A 1,275-nucleotide genomic window follows, 5' to 3' on the forward strand; every position below is an offset into this window, starting at 1 on the left:
CCCCGGCCGGAGCGGTGCCGCGCGGCGGGGCGGCGGGCAGCCGTAGTCCGGGGTGGGCGTGCGGGGGCGGGAGGGAGGGGCCAAGGCAACGGCCGGGGCCGCCACCCCCCACAGGAGAGGCCCCGGCCGTCGCGCGGCACGGGCCGCGCGGCGGCCCGTATCTCCTACAGCGCCCGGCGTGCGTTTTGTGTCACACCCGCTGTGTCACGGGTTAGTTGCATCCTGTACGAACATGGACGGCGCGTGGTTTCAGGCCGTAACGTTCCATTCGCGCCAGGCCATGACCGGTCGCACGACCACGACCGAGCCACGGCCGGAGACCGCAAGGCAATGGGGCAGACCACGACAGCGAGCAACCCGGTCCGCGCAGGCGGGGCCGGCTCAGGCGCAGAAGGGCGCGCGCGGTGCTGGGGGACGACGCGGAGCTGACGGCCGCGGTGCGTGCGGCACAGGACGGGGACGAGACCGCGTTCCGGACTGTGTACCGAACCGTGCACCCGCGCCTGCTGGGCTACATACGGACACTCGTCGGGGACGCCGACGCCGAGGACGTGGCGTCCGAGGCGTGGCTGCAGATCGCCCGCGACCTGGAGCGGTTCAGCGGCGACGCGGACCGGTTCCGCGGCTGGGCGGCCCGGATCGCCCGCAACCGCGCGCTGGACCACATCCGGATGCGGGGCCGGCGTCCCGCCATCGGCGGTGACGAGACGGAGCTGACCGGCCGGCCCGCCCCGTCCGACACCGCGGGCGAGGCCATGGAGGCCCTGGCCACCGACGGGACCCTCTCGCTCATCGCCCGGCTGCCGCAGGACCAGGCCGAGGCCGTCGTCCTGCGGGTGGTCGTGGGCCTCGACGCCAAGAGCGCGGCGGAGACCCTGGGCAAACGCCCGGGCGCCGTGCGCACCGCGGCGCACCGTGGCCTGAAACGGCTGGCCGAGATGCTCGGCGACGATCCGGAGGCCCATCCGGAATCCGCCGGGGTACTCGACGCGCTTCCCCCGCAACGAGAACCGCACCGGCGTGCGGTGACGTCCGCGAGTGTGACGCATATGCGCACGCGGACGCAGAAGGACATGTGATGGCCGATGAGCAGAACGGGTGGCTGGACCGTGAGACGGCGGAGCGTCTGCTGAACGGAGAGCCCTCCGCGGCGGCCGACCCCGTCGTCCGCGAACAGGCGGAACGGCTCGCCGCGGCGCTCGGCGCACTCGCCGACCCGCCCCCTCCGCCCGGCCGTGAACTCCCCGGTGAGGCCGCCGCGCTGGCCGCCTTCCG

The 1,275-nt window shown here is 74.7% G+C and carries 1 protein-coding gene and 1 pseudogene; both read left to right on the forward strand.

Going from position 1 to position 1,275, the window contains the following annotated elements:
• The first annotated feature begins 404 nt into the window (after positions 1-404).
• Entirely contained in the window at positions 405-1,079 is a 675-nt protein-coding gene (locus G3I53_RS03095; protein WP_164335047.1) for an RNA polymerase sigma factor, read from the forward strand.
• Positions 1,079-1,275, forward strand: a pseudogene (locus tag G3I53_RS03100) (hypothetical protein); the annotation flags it as partial. The gene G3I53_RS03095 and the pseudogene G3I53_RS03100, both read left to right, overlap by 1 nt.

It is taken from the genome of Streptomyces sp. SID14436, from assembly GCF_010548465.1.
Taxonomy (GTDB): Bacteria; Actinomycetota; Actinomycetes; order Streptomycetales; family Streptomycetaceae; genus Streptomyces.